The organism is Microlunatus spumicola (genome assembly GCF_039536445.1).
GTDB classification, from domain to species: Bacteria; Actinomycetota; Actinomycetes; order Propionibacteriales; family Propionibacteriaceae; genus Microlunatus; species Microlunatus spumicola.
Window position 1 is genome coordinate 445,030 of record NZ_BAAAYR010000002.1, and the last position, 14,832, is coordinate 459,861.

Genomic DNA, 14,832 nt, shown 5'->3' on the forward strand with positions numbered 1-14,832 from the left:
TGTCCTCTGTGCCTCTCGGTCGGGACCTCTGCGGGGGTGCCGCTCGGCGTCTCGGTCGGTCATCGTCGATGGGTCGTCGCCCTCGTGCGTGCCGGGTCAGCTGCAGCAGGCGCAGCCCGGAGCGCAGCCACAGCCGCTGTCGGAACCGTGAGACGTCTCCTGTCGTGTCGCGGGCCGCGTCGCCGACAGGGTGAGCACGGACGACAGGGTCAGTGGGGAACGCGGAACGTCGACACCGCCACCAGCAGACGGCTTCGTGGTCTGCGGCAGGTTCACCAGCGGCATGCTCATCACAGGTAGGCCTCCCGCAGGTACGGCTGCAGCAGAGCGGTGTTGGACCGGCAACGACCTGGCCGAGGCGGAAGTTCCTGCCCGGAGGGCGGGACGCGAGGGCAGGAACAGTCGTCGACCGGCGCGGAGGCCGTTCAGGATCACGAGCACCTCGGCCAGCTCGTGGGTGGCGACGACGGTCGGCAGGCCGAGGACGCCGAGCGCGGACAGCGGCACCAGGACGGCGATGATCAAGCCGGACAGCACCAGGTTCTGCACGAAGATGCCCCGCGCGTGGCGGGCGTGCGCGACGGCGTCCGGGAGGCGCCGCAGGTCCTCGCCCATCAGCGCGACGTCGGCCGCCTCGATGGCCGCGTCGCTGCCCATGGCGCCCATCGCGACGCCCGCGTCCGCGGTCGCCAGTGCGGGCGCGTCGTTGATGCCGTCGCCGACCATTGCGACCGGTCCGCGCTGTCGGAGGTCGGTGACGATCGCGGCCTTGTCCTGCGGGCTCAGCTCGGCCCGGACGTCGGTGATGCCGGCCTGGGCTGCGATCGCGTTGGCGGTGCGCGTGTTGTCACCGCTCAGCATGACCACGTCCATGCCCTGCCGGCGCAGCAGCGCTACCGCTTCCGCGGCCTCGGGGCGGATCTCGTCGCGCACAGCGACCGCGCCGAGCAGCTCCCCGTCCTGCTCGACCAAGACGACGCTCGCACCATCGTCCTGCAGCCGGGCCACGGCATCGGCAAGATCTGCCGCTGCGACGAAGCCCGGCTTCCCGAGCCGCGCCGGCCTCCCCGCGACCGTCCCGGTCAGGCCCTGACCCGGCACGGCGATCACGTCGCCCGCCTGCATTGCGGCGAGGTCCTTCGCTGCTTCGAGGATCGCCGCGGCCAGCGGGTGCTCGCTGCGCGTTTCGAGCGCTGCGGCCACCGCGAGCACCCGGTCGGGTGTGACCGTGGGGGAGGAGGGGACGACCTCGACCACAGTGGGCTCGTTGCGGGTGAGGGTGCCGGTCTTGTCGAGCGCGACGGTGCGGACGGAGCCGAGCGCCTCGACCGCCGCGCCGCCCTTGATGAGCACCCCGCCGCGCGACGCGGCGCCGACCGCGGCGATGACGGCGATCGGCACGCTCAACGCGAACGCGCACGGTGCGGCCGCGACGAGCACGACCAGGGCACGCGGGATCCAGACCGCGGGGTCGTCCAGGACGCTGCCGAGCAGGGCGACCAGTGCGGCCAGCACGAGCACTCCGGGAACGAGGGGTCTGGCCACCCGGTCGGCGAGTCGCTGGCTGCGGCCCTTGCGGTCCTGCGCCTCCTGCACGACCCGGACCAGCCGGGCCAGCGAGTTGTCCGCCGCCGTCGCGGTCACGCTCACCTCGAGCGCACCGGTGCCGTTCACGGTCGCGGCGAACACCGGCGACGCCGGGCCGACCTCGATCGGAACAGACTCCCCGGTCACGACGGAAGCGTCGATCGTGCTCCGACCGCTGCGCACCACGCCGTCGGTCGCGACCTTCTCGCCCGGACGGACGAGCAGGACGTCGCCGACGGCCAGCTCGTCGAGCGCCAGCGTAACTGAACGATCACCACCGCCGCTGCCACCACCAGCGCCACCGCCGCGCAGGACCGTCGCCGTCGGCGGCGCCAGGTCCAGCAACGCCCGCAGGCTGTTCCGCGTCCGGGTCAGGGCGTAGTCCTCCAGCCCCTCGGCGATGGAGAACAAGAAAGCCAGGGTCGCGGCCTCCGCGACCTCGCCGAGCAGCACCGCCCCGACTGCGGCGATCGTCATCAGCAGACCGACCCCGAGCCGGCCCCGCAGGAGCCGGCGAAGCGCCGACGGCACGAACGTCGCCGCACCGACGACTGCCGCCGCGTAGAACATCACCAGCTCGAACGAGGTGCCGCCGGGAGCGACCGCACCGGCCAGCAGGAGGACGCCTGACAGCGCCGCAGCCTGGATCTCGCGCGCCCGCCACACCGGCGTAGGTGTCGTGCCCTGCTCCGCGTCGTGGGCGTCGGCCTCGTCGACCTCGTCAGGGCCGCAGCATGCGTCAGCCACGACCAACCGCCAGCTCCGCAGCCACCTCGTGGTCGGTGCAGGCGTAGTCGTCAGGCCCGCACGGCTCACCGGCCGATGCGCCCTGGTTCACCACGAGGACCAGTGACGCGAGCTGCGCCAGCGCCCCGGCCAGCCGGGGATCGGCGAGCTCGTAGCGGACCCGGCGCCCCACGTGCACGGTCGACACCAGTCCGCAGCCGCGCAGGCACGAGAGGTGGTTCGACACGTTCCCGCGCGTCAACGACAGCGCGTCCGCCAGGTCCGACGGGTACGCCGGACCGTCCACCAAGCGCAGCAGCAGCCGCCGTCGCGTTGGGTCGGCCAGAGCCGTCCCGACCCGACCTAACGCGTCCGCGTCCACGAGGACGCCCACAGGCTCATGCTCGACCGTCACGACACAAACACTACAGCCGTCGCTTAATCAAGCGCAGAGGGTGGGAGTGGGGCACGGGAAGATGCGGCGATCACCACGGTGGCCGGGAACTGCAGTCGGCATCCGAGTCGTTGGGCTCGGTGTGCCGCCGCCACGTGACCCGGCGCCGTCACCTCGCGTCGAGCACTCCCGTCGACCGACCTCGGCGTCCAGTGCAGCACTCGCAGCCGTTGCCGCGCTCGAGGAGCATCGTGCAGCGCGCTGCCGCGCAGCCAGCTTTCCCCCGGCATGTGGACGCTGAAGGGTGGCCAGGACTCGACCGGGTCGTCGCGTACGGGGTGAAGGGGAGGCACCGGGCGCCGGCGTCGCCGAGGTCGAGCTGCGCCTGGCGAGGCGCTACCCAACACCTCGGGTTGATCGCAAGATCAAGGTTGCGCTGATCGGTGCGGCCACGGTGTGCGCCCTGACGTGGCTGGTCTCCACGGCACTGACCCACGCCCGCCCGGCCGTCGATGCTCAGGTGCTGTCCTTCGACGTCAGATCCGACACGACCATCAGCGCGGAGATCCTGGTGCAGCGCCGCGACCCGACGAAACCGGCCGTCTGCCGGCTCCTGGCGCAGAGCACCGACTTCCAACCCGTCGCCGAGAAGGACGTGGACGCACCCGCCGACCACTCCGAGCTGACCCGGGTCGAGGTCGACCTGACCACACTGCGCCGCGCCACCTCGATCAAGGTCACGACGTGCCGCACACGATGACCCACCCGTTCCGCGAGCGCGAGCGCCCGAACAGCCGCCCACGCGCGGACGAACCGTGAACCAGCCCCCCGACCCCGACACCTCGAGCTCGGCCAGCAGCCGACCTCCGGCCCTGAGCGAATCGGCGACAGCCTCTGGAGCCCCAGGCCGACCCCCCGCGAGGCCGGAAGGTGACAACAAGCGCCTCTGGATCCGCTGGGCATTTCTCGTCGCGTTCGTCGCAGCCCTCGTTACGGCCTTCGTCTACCTCGGCGACTGGCAGCTCGAACGGCTGCAACAACGACGCCAACGCAACATCTCGACCGTCGCCAACACCCAGAACGAGGTGTTGCCGTGGGAGGAGGTCTTCACCCGGACCATCACCGACGCCGACCAGTGGCAGCGGGTCAGTGCAGTCGGGGTCTTCGACGCCGAACGCCAGGTGCTGCTGCGCTACCGCACCAGTGGTGATCTCAACGGCTACGAAGTCCTCACCCCGCTGCGCACCACGGCAGGAACCGTCCTGGTCGACCGCGGCATCGTCCCCCTCAGCGCCGGCGAGGAGGTCCCCAGCACCGCGCCACCACCCCCGACCGGAACGGTCACCGTGGTCGGTCACGTCCGACGCAACGAAGTGGGCCGGACCACAGCCAGAGTCCCCGTGAACGGGTCGGCCAGGCTCATCGACTCCACCGCCGTCGGTGCGACGCTGCCGTACCCCGTCGCGAACGGCTACATCGGCCTGCTCACCGTCGAGCCCAGTCAGACCGGCAACTTCAAGCCCGTCGCACTACCCGAAATCTCCGACGGACCGCACTTCTGGTACGCCGCGCAGTGGTTCATGTTCGCCGGGATCGGTGTGCTGGGCATCGTCGTCTTCATCCGAGGGGACCTCCGCGAACGTCGCATGGGCGTTCGATCCGGCACTCAAGGCCCCCGAGAACCTCGCTCGGGCTGACGGCAGAGTCGGCCACTCGACCACCCGGTCTGTCGAGACCTGCCCTTTAGAGGGCCGATGAGTTGGACGAGACCAGTGCTTGGCGGATGGCCGCCCCCCTTGAACCAGTGGCAGGACGAAGAGCGACCTCGGTCTGAACCGGCACATCGACGTTGCAGCCGTGCGCGTTCACCTCCTGACCACCTCAGAGGGGCGTCTGCCAGTTGGCGACGAGGCCCTGCAGCTGCGCGATCAGCGAGGCCCAGATGCCGCTGACCTGCATGATGCCCACGACGATCAGTAACAACCCGCCGACTTGCATGATCCGGCGGGCGTGCCGCTGGGCGAACGCGAAGACTTTGAAGGCTCGCTGGACTCCCAGGGCGGCCAGCAGGAACGGCAGTCCGAGGCCGACGCTGTAGGCGAACGACAGCAATGCGCCGCGGCCCGCGCCGCCGGTGCTGAACGACAGGGAGAGGACTGCGGCGAGGGTGGGACCGATGCACGGGGTCCAGCCGACTCCGAAGAGCACGCCCAGCAGCGGGGCGCCGGCCACCCCGAGGCGGGGCTGGAAGTCCAGGCGGAACGAGCGGTTGAGCAGCGGGACCCGGGCCAAGACCCCGGTGAAGATCAGGCCGAGCACGATGGTGAAGACGCCGAGCACCTTGATGATCAGGCCCTGATGGGTGAGCAGCAGGGTGCCGGCGGCACCGAAGGCCGCGCCGTAGCTGGTGAAGACCGCAGCGAAGCCGAGGATGAACAGCAGGGTCCCGGTGACCGTGCGGCTCGGTCTGCTCCGGCGACGTGGTCTTGGCGCGGCCTCGAGAGCTGAGCTGGCTGAGCCGTGGGTCAGCCTGGTGGGACCTGTCTGGGCGTCGGCCCCTGCGGTGCCGCTGACGTAGGCGAGGTAGCCGGGCACGAGCGGCAGGCAGCAGGGGCTGAGGAACGAGACGAGTCCGGCCGCCATGGCGACCGGGATCGCCAGCAGCAGCGGCCCGTACGCGACGAGGTCCCCGGGGTTCACCGGGTGGCCTTGCTGGCCGCGATCTCGTCGTCGAGCAGCCCTTGGAGGGTGGTGTAGGTGACCGGTCCGATGATGCGGGCGGCGACGCGGCCTTGCCGGTCGATCACGACGCTGGTCGGGACGGCGGTGGTGGGGATCGTGTCGCGCAGGGCGAGGAGGACCTCACCGTTGTGGTCGACGACGCTGGGGTAGGCGACCTTGTTGGCCCGCACGAAGGCCTTTGCGGCATCGGGGTTGTCGCGGGTGTTGATCCCGACGAAGCTGACGCCGCGACGGGCCTGTTCGGTGGCGACCCGCACCAGGTCGGGTGTCTCGGCGCGGCACGGTGCGCACCACGACCCCCACACGTTGATCACCACGATGTCGCCGGCCAGCTGTGACAGGGCGAGCGGCTTGTCGTCGAGGGTGGTGCCCTCGAGCTTCGGTGCCGGGACCCGACTCGCCGCCGGGTAGAGGTCCAGGCCCGGTTCGGCGGTCACCCCGGTGCCGTCGTTGGCCCGGGAGAGCGCGTTGTCGTCGTTGCTGGACCAGGGCCTCCACCACATCATCAGGAGCACCAGAGCCAGAACGGCGAGGACCCCGGCGAGGGCCTGGAGCCGGCGAATCGCCTGCACGGCGGTCATGGGTGCGTTCATGGCAGCTGCAGGACGATCTGCTGGTCAGGCTCGAGACGAAGCCGTGCCGGGTCGCCGCTGACCGCTGTCCCGTTGCTGGTCAGCGTGACCTGCTGGCCGTCGGCGGCTTGCACGCCCCCGATCTGGGTCGTGGTCAGCTCGACGCCCCACTCGACGAACAGCTGGCCGAGGGTGAACGTCTCCCCGGCCCGGTCGGCCTCGATGTGGATCGTGCCGTCCCGCTCGTGGGTGTGCAGCGCCGACATGGCACCGGTGGTGGGGTCGACGCCGATGTTGGACGGTACCGGCACCTCGCTGCCCTTGACGATGATCCGAAGTCGGGGGTGGTAGTGCTCGGCGGTCCCCATCGGTCCGAGGTCCAGGCCGGCGGCCGCGACGCGTGCCGTGACGTCGGTGGGTACCGGCCATGGCGGTTGGGACCGGCTGTCCGGCTCGACGGGTTGCGGCGCTGCCGAAGGCTGGTCGGGGGCGGTCGTCGGCGCAGGGGCGCTGCACGCGCTGGCCGCGGCGACGACGAGGAGGCTGAGGACGGCAGCGGCGACCGGTCGGCGACGCCGGGCGGGGATGGTCGAGATGATGGCTAGCTCCTTCAACGTGGGTGAGAGCGACGCCGCTGACGGGCTCGCTCAAGGGACGGCGTCGACCGAAGCGGCCTGTCTCGGTCCGCAAGAGGGCGGCTGCGGCGCCGTCCGAGTGGCTGACGACCGTGTGGCCGGGTAGGTCGACGAGGCCGGGACCGGTGATGCCGGTCCCGGCACGTCGTTCCTACAGGGTGGCGAGCAGGTCCTTCATGACACCGACCTCTTGCTGCTGGGTGGTGATGATGGTCTTGGCCAGGGCGATGGCGTCGGGGTTCTTGCCGTTGCTGACCTCGGACTGAGCCATCTTGATCGCGCCCTGGTGGTGCGCGGTCATCAGCTGCAGGTACGTCTTCTGCCCGGCCTGACCATCGGCCTGGTCGAAGTCCTTCAGCTGGGCGTCGGTGGCCATCCCGTCGTCGCTGCCGTGATTCATGCCGCCCATGCCGCCGCCGCTCATCTCCTGCTGGCCCCAGGCGGCGAGGTAGCCCTTCATAGTGTCGATCTCGGGCTGCTGCGCGGCCTTGATCTGCTCGGCGAGCGCGGTCACGTCCGGGTTCACGCCGCTCTTGGCGAGCAGGGTGTCGCTCATGGCGACGGCCTGCTCGTGGTGGGGCAGCATCATCTGCACGAACATGACGTCGGCGTCGTTGAACTCGGCCGAGACGCTCGTGCTCGAACTCGTGCTGGCACTCGTGCTGCTGGCGGGCGGGGCCGTCGAGCTGGGCGCCATGGCGCCCATGCCGGTGTCGCTGCACCCGGCCAGGGCGAGAGCGGCGGTGATGGTCAGGGCCGCGAGGCCCGTCTTCAGTGCGCGTGGGTAGGTCATGAGGGTTCTTCTCCGTACAGGTCTGTGTGGACATCCGGGACACCCGCGTCACAGCCCGCTCGAAGCGGGGTGCGTCCGGGGTGGGGCTGAGCCGAGGCTCAGCGGGTCGTCAGCAGCACAGGTCGATCAGGTACGAAGAACAGACAGCTCCGCCAGCGACAGCGGTGGAATCAGCCGACCCGCCACGAAGAGGGTCACCAGCCGGGACAGCCGCGTCAGGCGGGGGAGCAGGAACGGTAGGACGCGCGCCGGCCGCGGCGGGGCGAGCAGCCACCGGAGCACGAGCAGGGTGAGGGCGAGCAGGCACGACCCCAAGGCCATCTGGTGGTCGGCGCAGTCCGGGCAGCCGCCTCCGGTGCCCGTGCCTGACCTGCCAGCGTCGGCGTGAGCGCCCGCGTGCGCCGCAGCCATCGGCAGCATCTCGCCGGTCCCGCTGTGCCCGGCGTGGTCGCCTTGAGCGGAGGAGGTGGCCGGGCTGAGGGCCATGTCGTGGCCGAAGGCCATCTGGTGCATGCCGACGATGCCGAGCACGACCACCACGAGGGTGGCCGCAAGCAGCAGGCGTCGAACCCAACGACGGTGCGTGCGCGGACGGCGGTCGCCTGCGACGACCTGCAGGTCGGGCCTCACGTCGCACCTCCACTCCGTCTTGATCGGCCACGCCAGGCTAGCGCCGAACCCCAGGGGGGTATCGGAGCGCCGGACGGGCGGTTTGCGCGACCCACCCGTGCGAGGGCCGCCGATGAGTTGATACCCACGCCGGCGCCCCTGGTCCACCAGTGGCTAGCGCGGTGTGGCGTCGGGGTTCGGCGTCGTCGCGGGCACCGCAGCGGCGGCGTCGAGCAGGACCGTCAGCTCCGCCTCCCGGGTGCGGAGCACCATCTGAGCGAACTCGAGCAGGGCCGGGCTCTTCCCGTGGGCGATCTCGTCCTGGGCGGCGGCGACCGCGCCACGGTGGTGCTTGGTCATCATCTCGACGTACAGCGCCTGAGCGGCGGCGCCTGTGGCGCTGTCGAGCGCGTCCATCTGGGTCGGGGTGGCGATCCCGTCGCCGCCGCCACCGTGGTCGTGCGGGGCGTCGGCCGTGACCGGTTCGCCACGCTCGGCGACCCAGGCCTGCAGCTGGTCGGTCCCGGTGCTGCGGTTCTCGCGGAGCTCGACGGCCAACGCCGACAGGGCCGGCGGCAGGCCCTTCTGCTCCAAGACGAGCTCGCTCATGGTGGCGCCCTGCTCCGTGCGGGATCATCGCGCGAGCGAAGACGACGTCAGCCTCGTTGTAGTCGACAGTCGTGGCGCCAGGCGTAGTGCCGCCGGTGACGTCCGGCGCCGGGTCCTCCGTAGTGCCACAGGCGACCAGGGCGGCCATGACCGTCAGGACAGCGACCAGCACCGCTACACGTTGCCGTGCGGACGCCAGCAGCTGACCCGCGCCGTCTTGCCACACCGTCGTCGTCACGCCCTTCCGTCGCCGCTCATGTCGCTGCCGTGCGACCCCGATCATCCTCGACGGCGCCCGAGCAGCGCTTGGAACGGCTCGGAAGGGCCTGGACGGCTGCTGCGTGCTGGGAGGACCTTGTCCGGAGGGGGAATACGACGGGAGCCTTGCCGGTTCGGCCGAACGAGAGCAACATACCCCTAGGGGGTATCAACGGAGAGGTTCGAGGTGAACGAGCAGCACCACGACAGCCACGCCGCCACCGGCGCAAGCACGGACGAGACCAGCAGCCCGGAGGCGACCCAGGGTCCGGCTGGCGCCCAGGAGGGCCACGTCTCCCCAGGCGGGCGCCTCAGCGCACCCGGAGCCGAGCACCAGGCTCACTCGTACGAGGCCTCGCCTGCGCCGTCTCAGGTGGCCACGATTCAGCAGGCAGACGCCGACGCCACGGCCGCTCCGGGGAGCCACGGCGCCCACCAAGACGTCCACCGTGGAGCGCTCGAGGACGGGCACCAGGACCACGCCGACCACGCCGGGCACGAGGGTCATGCGGAACACGGCGACCACGCCGAGCACGCGGGGCACTCGGGACATGCGGGTCACGGCGACCACGTGGCGATGTTCCGGCGGCTGTTCTGGATCATGCTCGCGTTCGCGCTGCCGGTCGTTTTCCTCTCGCCGATGTTCGCGATGATCGTGGGCTACGACCTCCCCGACGCCGGCTGGGTCGGGTGGGTCTCGCCGGTCCTCGGCACAGTCATGTACGTGTGGGGCGGGCGTCCGTTCCTGACCGGCGCGGTGTCGGAGCTCCGGGCGAAGAGCCCCGGGATGATGCTGCTCGTCGCGCTGGCGATCACGGTCGCGTTCGTGTCGTCGCTCGGCGCAAGCTTGGGCCTGCTCAGCCACGAGCTCGACTTTTGGTGGGAGCTGGCGCTGCTCGTCGTGATCATGCTGCTCGGCCACTGGATCGAGATGCGGTCCCTCGCGCAGTCGGCGTCGGCGTTGGAGTCGCTGGCCGCGTTGCTGCCCGACGAGGCCGAACGTGTCGACGGCGACCAGACGGTGGCCGTCTCCCCAGCCGACCTGCGCGTCGGCGACGTCGTCGTCGTCCGCCCCGGCGGCCGGGTCCCCGCTGACGGCACCGTCGTCGACGGCACCGCCGACGTGGACGAGTCGATGATCACCGGCGAGTCACGCCCCGTAGCGCGCAGTGTCGGCGACACCGTCGTCGCGGGCACCGTGTCGACCGACTCCGCGCTGCGGGTACGGGTGTCCGCGGTCGGGGACGACACCGCCCTGGCCGGCATCCAGCGTCTCGTCGCGCAGGCGCAGGGCTCGTCGTCGCGGGCGCAGCTGCTCGCCGACCGTGCCGCGGGCTGGCTGTTCTGGTTCGCCCTGGGCGCAGCCGCGCTCACCGTCGTGGTGTGGACGCTGCTCGGGTCCCCGGACAACGCGTTGATCCGCACCATCACCGTGCTCGTCATCGCCTGCCCGCACGCCCTCGGCCTCGCCATCCCCCTGGTCGTGTCCATCGCGACCGAACGTGCCGCCCGCGGAGGCGTCCTCATCACCGACCGAACCGCGCTTGAGGCGATGCGCACCGTCGACACCGTCCTGTTCGACAAGACCGGCACCCTGACCAAGGGCGAGCCGGCCCTCACCCACGTCCTCGCCGTCGACAGCCACACCAACGACGGGTACACCGACGACGAAGTGCTCGCCCTGGCCGCGGCCGCCGAGGCTGACAGCGAGCACCCGCTGGCTCGCGCCATCGTCACCGCCGCGAGCGAGCGGAGCCTGCCGCGACGTCGCGCGTCCGGGTTCCAGGCATCAACTGCGGTCGGCGTCAGTGCCACCGTCGACGGGCACACCGTCGCCGCCGGCGGCCCCGCGCTGCTGCGCGAGCACCAGCTGACGCCGCTTGACGGCGTCCAGGCATGGGCCGAGCAGGGCGCGATCGTCCTGCACGTCCTCGTAGACGGCCGCATCGCCGGTGCCCTGGCCCTGGCCGACGAGGTCCGCCCGGAGTCGCGCGAAGCTGTCGACGCCCTGCACAAGCTCGGCCTGCAGGTCGTCATGATCACCGGCGACGCAGAACCCGTCGCCCGCAGCGTCGCCGCCGAGCTCGGCATCGACGAGGTCTTCGCCGGGGTCCGGCCAGAAGACAAGGGCGACAAGGTCGCCCAGCTCCAGGCCCGAAACCAACGCGTCGCGATGGTCGGGGACGGCGTCAACGACGCCCCCGCTCTCGCTCAGGCCGACGTCGGCATCGCGATCGGCGCCGGAACAGACGTCGCCATCGCCTCCGCAGGTGTCGTGCTCGCCAGCGACGACCCCCGTTCAGTCCTGTCGGTGATCGAACTATCCGAGGCGAGCTACCGAAAGATGCGCCAGAACCTCGGCTGGGCGGCCGGTTACAACCTCGTCTCCGTGCCCCTGGCCGCGGGCGCCCTCGCTCCCGTCGGGTTCGTGCTGCCGATGGCTGTCGGCGCGCTGCTGATGTCGGCGTCGACGGTCGTGGTTGCGGCGAATGCCCAACTGCTGCGCCGCCTAGACCTCAGTCCCCAGGCCAGCACCGGCAGGGTGCTGCGCCGGCCGTAGGTTGAAGATTCCGCAGGTCCTGCTGTACGGCGGTCGGAGGCGGGCTGCGGTCTCGGCCCCCAGGACGCCGTTCCGCAGGAGTCCGCTCGGGGCGCCGTGCGCTTTCGAGCATTCGGGCTGCCGGGGAACGCGTTGCAGCTGAGGCTATTCAGTGGCTCCGCTTTCCCTGGCGTGCCGGGGGGCCGCGTCAGGAAAGATGCCCCGGCGGCGGGCTGCGGTCCGGCGTCGTCAGGAGCGCTCAGGTGCAGGTGCTCGGTCTGAAGCGGAGTGGGCGACTGTCGCCGCAGTTGCGCGATCAGTTGCAGCCAGACATCGACGTGTGTCAACATTTACGAGTGTCGATGTCTATGAGCGTGATGTCTCCTGTAGAGACGGTGGCGTGCTGCTCGCCTCTCTCGCGGGAACCGCTGACCCCTACCCAGGCCGAGCAGGTGGCGCCGCTGCTGAAGGCGCTCGCTGACCCGGTCCGGCTCCGGCTCATGTCGATCGTGGCTTCGCACGAGGGCGGTGAGGCGTGCGTCTGCGATCTCACCGACTGCTTCGAGCTCTCGCAGCCAACCATCAGCCACCACCTGAAGGTGCTGCACGCGGCCGGCCTGCTCGAGCGCAGCAAGCGTGGCGTCTGGGTCTACTACCGCGTCCGTTCGATGGCTCTTGCTGACCTCGCCACCCTCATCACCCCGACGCCTCAGACCGGTACCACCAGGAGCTGCTCGTGAGCGCCCACACCTCGAAGCTGGCGACCGGCGAGCAGGAGACCCGGGCGCGCCTGTCAACGGTCGACCGGTTCCTGCCGGTGTGGATCGTGGCGGCGATGGCGCTCGGGCTGCTCCTGGGCCGGGTGGTCCCGGGATTGGCCGGGGTCCTCGACGCGGTCAAGATCGGGTCAGTGTCGCTGCCGATCGCCATCGGTCTGCTCGTGATGATGTACCCGGTGCTGGCCAAGGTCCGCTACAACGAGACCCACCGGGTGCTCGCGGACCGGCGCCTGATGATCACCTCGCTGGTGATCAACTGGGTCTTCGCGCCGGCGTTCATGTTCGCCCTGGCCTGGCTGTTCCTCCCCGACCTGCCGGAGTACCGGACCGGGCTGATCATCGTCGGGCTCGCCCGGTGCATCGCCATGGTGCTGATCTGGAACGACCTCGCCTGCGGAGATCGGGAGGCGGCAGCGGTGCTCGTCGCCATCAACTCGGTGTTCCAGGTGCTGGCGTTTGGCGTCCTTGGCTGGTTCTACCTGCAGGTGCTGCCGTCCTGGCTTGGTCTGCCAACGACGTCAGCCGGATTCTCGGTGTGGGCGATCACCGCGAGCGTCCTCGTGTTCCTCGGCATCCCGCTCGTGCTCGGCTTCCTAACCCGCACCATCGGTGAGCGGCGGCTGGGACGCGAGACCTACGAGCAGAAGGTCCTGCCGAAGATCGGACCCTGGGCGCTCTACGGCCTGCTCTTCACCATCGTCATCCTGTTCGCGCTGCAGGGCGACACGATCACCTCGGAGCCCCTGCACGTCGCGCGGATTGCGCTGCCGCTGCTCGTCTACTTCGCCGTCGTGTTCTCGGTGAGCCTGCTCATCGGCCGCGCGCTAAAGCTCGGCTACCCCAGGGCCACGACGCTGGCCTTCACGGCGGCCGGCAACAACTTCGAGCTGGCCATCGCCGTTGCGATCGCGACGTTCGGGGTCACGTCGGGCCAGGCCCTCGCCGGGGTCGTAGGGCCTCTGATCGAGGTCCCGGCCCTCGTCGCCCTGGTCTACGTGAGCCTGTGGGCCCGCAAGCACCTTTTCCCCGACGGCACGGCCACCCAGCCGCTGTCCCGGGCGTCGCGCGACTGATCCTCACGCGCCGGGGTCGTCGGCACCGGCGCTCTTCTCAGATCTTCTGGAAAGGCTTCTCGATGCACCTGGTGGCCATCGGGGGCAGCGACGCCGGCATCTCCGCCGCGTTGCGTGCCCGCGAGCTCGACCCGTCCGCCGACGTGACCGTGGTGGTCGCCGACGCGTACCCGAACTTCTCCATCTGCGGGATTCCGTACTACGTCTCGGGCGAGGTGGGGCACTGGCGCAACCTGGCCCACCGGACCTCGGCGGACCTTGAGGCGACGGGGATGCGGCTTCGGCTCGACACCTTCGTCACCGACATCGACGTCGCCGGTCGCCGGGTGCTGGTCCGCGAGCCGGACGGCGGGCGCTCGTCCATCGAGTACGACGAGCTGGTCGTCGGGACGGGTGCACTACCGGTCCGCCCGCCGATCGCGGGTCTGGACGAGCTCGGGGCCCAGGACGGCGTCCATCTCCTGCATTCGATGGGGGACACCTTCGCCCTCACGGAGAGCCTCGACCGGATCCGGCCACGCAAGGCCCTAATCGTTGGGGCGGGTTACGTCGGGCTGGAGATGGCGGAGGGCCTGACGGCGCGTGGCATCGAGGTCACCCAGGTCGAGATGCTGCCCGAGGTCCTGCCGACCGTGGACCCCGAGCTCGGTGCGCTGGTGCACGCCGAGCTCGACCGCCACGGCGTCCGCGTCCACACGAGGACCACCGTCACGCGCATCCGCCGCACCGGTCAGGACGAGCACGGCAAGGGCTCCGGACGCCTGCACGTCGAGGGCACCGGGCAGCACGGCGAGCCGCTCGGTTGGGACGTCGACCTGGTCCTCGTCGTCGTGGGCGTGCGTCCCGACACCGACCTGCTGGTCCGCGCCGGCGCCCAGACCGGACCCCGCGGCGCCGTCAGCGTCGACGAGACGATGGCCACCGGCCTGCCGCACGTCTGGGCCGCGGGAGACTGCGCCGTCACCCACCACCGCCTGCTCGGCACCACCTACCTCCCGCTCGGCACGACCGCACACAAGCAGGGCCGCGTGGCCGGGGAGAACGCACTGGGCGGCGCCACCCGCTACGCCGGCAGCCTGGGCACCCAGGTCGTCAAGGTCTTCGACCTCGTCGCCGCCCGGACGGGCCTGCGTGAGCACGAGGCCGTCAGCGCCGGGTACCGGCCCGGTACGAGCCAGTCGAGCCCGGACGACCACAAGGCCTACTACCCGGGGGCGCAGCCCATCAGCATCCGCGTCACCGGCGACCTCGACACCGGGCGGCTGCTCGGTGCCCAGCTGGTCGGCGCGCGAGGCACCGAGACCGCGAAGCGCGTCGACACGTACGCGGCGGCGTTGTTCCACGCGATGACGGTCGACGGCATGTCCGAGCTCGACCTGTCGTACACCCCGCCGCTGGGCTCGCCGTGGGACGCCGTGCAGATGGCGTCGCAGGCCTGGGTGCGCGAGCACCAGCTGCCCCCGCAGCAGGTTGCCCTCGCCACGTCGCTCCCCTCGTCGCTCGCGCGGCCGTGACC

13 protein-coding genes and 1 pseudogene are annotated in these 14,832 nt (G+C 70.9%); 6 read left to right on the forward strand and 8 right to left on the reverse strand.

The window, feature by feature from the left end; translation table 11 throughout:
• Positions 1-96 precede the first annotated feature (96 nt).
• Together ABD665_RS11050 and ABD665_RS11055 are read right to left on the reverse strand one after the other, a co-directional pair.
• Positions 97-2,334 (reverse strand): heavy metal translocating P-type ATPase, encoded by a 2,238-nt coding sequence (locus ABD665_RS11050; RefSeq protein WP_204910609.1) that lies wholly within the window; start codon positions 2,332-2,334, stop codon positions 97-99.
• A complete protein-coding gene (locus tag ABD665_RS11055; protein WP_344742313.1) occupies positions 2,327-2,695 on the reverse strand; it encodes an ArsR/SmtB family transcription factor in 369 nt (122 codons plus the stop codon). The genes ABD665_RS11050 and ABD665_RS11055 overlap by 8 nt, the downstream gene beginning before the upstream one ends.
• Positions 2,696-3,011: 316 nt before the next feature.
• On the opposite strand from ABD665_RS11055, the gene ABD665_RS11060 reads away from it, so the two are divergent.
• The gene (locus ABD665_RS11060) at positions 3,012-3,467 is read left to right on the forward strand and encodes a DUF4307 domain-containing protein (RefSeq protein WP_344742315.1); all 456 of its coding nucleotides are present in this window, start codon (positions 3,012-3,014) and stop codon (positions 3,465-3,467) included.
• A 55-nt stretch (positions 3,468-3,522) separates the two neighbouring features.
• A complete protein-coding gene (locus tag ABD665_RS11065; RefSeq protein WP_204910607.1) occupies positions 3,523-4,404 on the forward strand; it encodes an SURF1 family cytochrome oxidase biogenesis protein in 882 nt (293 codons plus the stop codon).
• Between the two features lie 184 nt (positions 4,405-4,588).
• On the opposite strand, the gene ABD665_RS11070 is transcribed toward ABD665_RS11065, so the two are convergent.
• The 6 genes and pseudogenes from ABD665_RS11070 to ABD665_RS11095 all read right to left on the reverse strand — a co-directional run.
• Positions 4,589-5,407 carry a cytochrome c biogenesis CcdA family protein gene (locus ABD665_RS11070; RefSeq protein ID WP_344742317.1) on the reverse strand — a complete coding sequence of 273 codons (819 nt, stop codon included), beginning with the start codon at positions 5,405-5,407 and terminating at the stop codon, positions 4,589-4,591.
• Positions 5,404-6,030, reverse strand: a complete 627-nt coding sequence (locus ABD665_RS11075; protein WP_204910606.1) for a redoxin family protein — start codon at positions 6,028-6,030, stop codon at positions 5,404-5,406. Before ABD665_RS11075 ends, ABD665_RS11070 begins: the two co-directional genes overlap by 4 nt.
• 8 nt (positions 6,031-6,038) lie before the next feature.
• Positions 6,039-6,635 (reverse strand): hypothetical protein, encoded by a 597-nt coding sequence (locus ABD665_RS11080; protein WP_344742319.1) that lies wholly within the window; start codon positions 6,633-6,635, stop codon positions 6,039-6,041.
• Between the two features lie 172 nt (positions 6,636-6,807).
• Positions 6,808-7,449: a DUF305 domain-containing protein gene (locus ABD665_RS11085; protein ID WP_204910605.1), complete on the reverse strand. Its 642-nt coding sequence runs from the start codon at positions 7,447-7,449 to the stop codon at positions 6,808-6,810.
• Between the two features lie 126 nt (positions 7,450-7,575).
• Positions 7,576-8,079, reverse strand: coding sequence for a DUF6153 family protein (locus tag ABD665_RS11090; RefSeq protein WP_204910604.1), 504 nt, complete (start codon positions 8,077-8,079; stop codon positions 7,576-7,578).
• 153 nt (positions 8,080-8,232) lie between these two features.
• Positions 8,233-8,670 (reverse strand): annotated as a pseudogene (locus ABD665_RS11095) (DUF305 domain-containing protein); the annotation flags it as partial.
• Between the two features lie 628 nt (positions 8,671-9,298).
• Between ABD665_RS11095 and ABD665_RS11100 the strand changes: the two are divergent.
• The 4 genes from ABD665_RS11100 (at position 9,299) to ABD665_RS11115 (ending at position 14,830) form a co-directional block, all read left to right on the forward strand.
• Entirely contained in the window at positions 9,299-11,485 is a 2,187-nt protein-coding gene (locus tag ABD665_RS11100; RefSeq protein WP_344742323.1) for a heavy metal translocating P-type ATPase, read from the forward strand.
• A gap of 242 nt (positions 11,486-11,727) precedes the next feature.
• Positions 11,728-12,204, forward strand: coding sequence for a metalloregulator ArsR/SmtB family transcription factor (locus ABD665_RS11105; protein WP_344742326.1), 477 nt, complete (start codon positions 11,728-11,730; stop codon positions 12,202-12,204).
• Positions 12,201-13,316 carry an ACR3 family arsenite efflux transporter gene (arsB, locus tag ABD665_RS11110; RefSeq protein WP_344742329.1) on the forward strand — a complete coding sequence of 372 codons (1,116 nt, stop codon included), beginning with the start codon at positions 12,201-12,203 and terminating at the stop codon, positions 13,314-13,316. The genes ABD665_RS11105 and arsB overlap by 4 nt, the downstream gene beginning before the upstream one ends.
• Positions 13,317-13,378: 62 nt before the next feature.
• Positions 13,379-14,830, forward strand: coding sequence for an FAD-dependent oxidoreductase (locus ABD665_RS11115; RefSeq protein ID WP_204910602.1), 1,452 nt, complete (start codon positions 13,379-13,381; stop codon positions 14,828-14,830).
• Positions 14,831-14,832 lie beyond the last annotated feature (2 nt).